This is a genomic window from Rhodococcus sp. MPR-R1B (genome assembly GCF_058793255.1).
Genome location: NZ_JBXAFO010000071.1, coordinates 1 through 2,816 on the forward strand (window position 1 = coordinate 1; position 2,816 = coordinate 2,816).

Annotated in this window: 1 protein-coding gene; it reads right to left on the reverse strand. The window is 60.1% G+C overall.

Annotated elements, in window-relative coordinates; translation table 11 throughout:
* Positions 1-2,816, reverse strand: a 2,816-nt coding sequence (locus tag AC1Q61_RS32655) for a non-ribosomal peptide synthetase (protein WP_492654933.1), incomplete at both ends; no start/stop codon positions are given.

Consider the following 2,816-nt stretch of genomic DNA (forward strand, 5'->3'; position numbering starts at 1 on the left):
TCCTCCACCGCCGTCACCGGAGCCCTAAACACCGCAGCCTCGAACACCGGCGCCGGCAACAACTTCCGATCCAACTTGCCATTGATATTGAGAGGGAACTCCTCGAGCACCAGAATCTGCGACGGCACCATGTACGAGGGCAGACCCGCCGACAACACCTCACGAACAACGTCGACATCGACATCGGACCCGGACGAAGCAGTGACATACGCAACCAACATCTCACCGGCGTGCGCGTCCTCGTGCACGACGGCCACCGCCTGACCCACCGAATCGACAGCAACCAACGCCGCCTCGATCTCACCGAGCTCGATCCGGAATCCACGCAACTTCACCTGGAAATCGCTGCGCCCCACATACTCCAGCTCGCCCGAACGATTCCACGACACCACATCGCCCGTGCGATACATCCGCGAACCCGCGCCGCCATACGGATTGGCAACGAAACGCTCCGCCGACAAATCCACCCGACCGTGATACCCCCGAGCCAACTGCGCACCCGCAAGATACAACTCACCCGCAACACCGACCGGAACCGGATGCAACCGCGAATCCAACACCAACAGTTGCGTATTCCACTCCGCCGACCCGATCGACACCGACGACACATCACCATCGGTCACCTCATGCGAGGTCACCGACACCGCCGCCTCCGTCGGACCATACAAATTGAACAACCGCACATCAGGATTCGCCACACGCACACGCCGCGCCAGATCAGCAGGCAACGCCTCACCGATCGCCAACACCTGACGAAGCCCCGACGGAAGAACACCACCACCAGTGGCCGCCAACGCCTCCAACATCGACGGAACCACATGCAACGTCGACACACCCGACACAGCCATCACATCGAGCAGATACTGCGGATCCTGCTGACCGCCGACCTTCGCGATCACCAACCGAGAACCCGAAACCAACGCAGACCAAAACTCCCACACCGACAAATCGAACGTCGACGCAGTCTTGAGCAACACCGCATCATCCTGATCAAGACCGAAAGCCTCACGCTTCCACAGCAACTGATTCACCACAGCCGCATGCGAAACCGCCACACCCTTCGGCCGACCCGTCGAACCCGACGTGAAAATCACATACGCCGTATTCTCAGGCCGCAACGGCGCAACACGATCCGCATCAGAGACAGGCGCACCCGAAAAACCAGACACATCGACAACATCAACCTCGACCACCGGCACCGCGCCAGCATCGAAACCAACATCAGAGGTACTGACCACACACACCGGAGCAGCGGCCTCGAGAATGAACGCCGTACGATCCGCCGGCTGATCCGGATCCACCGGAACATACCCGCCACCAGCCTTGGCGACCGCATACATACCCACCACAAGGTCAACCGACCGGCGCATCGCCAACGCCACCAACGACTCCGGCCCCACACCCACCGAAATCAAATACCGCGCAAAACGATTCACCCGCGCATCGAACTCACCATACGACAGCTCGACACCACCACACACCAACGCAACACGATCCGCACCACGAACCACCTGCCCGTCGAACAAATCCACCAACGTCCCCGAAACACCAGCACGACGCACACCGTGCCCTGCTCGCTCGACCAGGCTTTTATCTGTATCGGTGAGCAGATCGATATCACCGATCACAGTTTCGACGTCGTCTGCAATCGCAGTCAGAACGCGCACGAACTGATCCACAAACCCGGACACCGTCGATTCGTCGAACAAAGCCGACGCGAACGTCATAGTGCCGGAAATTCCACTAGCCGCCCCACCGTCATAGTGGTCGGTCACGATCAAGTGAAGGTCGAACTGCGAAGTTCCACTCTCGTACTCGACACCGGAAAGCGTCAAACCACTCAATTCGAAAGTCGACTCCGCCAAGTTCTGGAACGACAACCCCACCTGGAACAACGGATGATACGCCGTCGACCGAACCGGATTGAGCACCTCCACCAAACGCTCGAACGGCACATCCGCATGCGCAAACGCCGCCAAATCCGCCTCACGCGAACGAGAGAGAAGATCAGTAAACGAAACGCCGGCATCAACGGATGTCCGCAACACCAACGTGTTGACGAACATCCCGACCAGATCGTCCAACGCTCTCTCGCCTCGACCGGCAATCGGTGTGCCGACTGTGATGTCTTCTGTACCCGACAATCGAGCCAACACCACCGCCAGGGCGGCATGCACCACCATGAACAGCGTCGAATTGTTCTGCTGCGCGACATCCACGAGACGGCGATGCAGGTCCGCACCGATCACCACGGGAACCTGCCCGCCGTCGAATGCCTGGACCGCAGGCCTCGGACGATCCCAGGGCAACACCAACTGGTCCGGCAACCCCGCCAACGCCCGAGACCAGAACTCGACCTGACGCGAAATCAACGACGCCGCATCATCTTCCGAACCCAACACCTCACGCTGCCACAACGCGTAATCCGCATACTGCACTGCCAGCGGCGCCCACGACGGCACAGCGTCCGCGGATCGAGCCATGTAGGCAACCATCAGATCTCGCGTCATCGGGCCCATCGACGAGCCATCCGCACTGATGTGATGAACAACGAACACCAGCACGTACTCGTCAGGTGCCACCACAAACACACGCGCGCGTACGGGGACCTGCACCGTGACATCGAAACCACTCGACATGAATCCGACCACCGCCGACATCACGTCGGCTTCCGAGACCGGAACCGGTGTCAGGTCCAGCTCTACCCGATCGACCGAGACGATTTGCTGGTATCCGACGCCGTCGACCTCCGGATACACCGTCCGCAACACCTCATGCCGCGCAACAACATCCGACACAGCAGCCTGCAAAGCCGC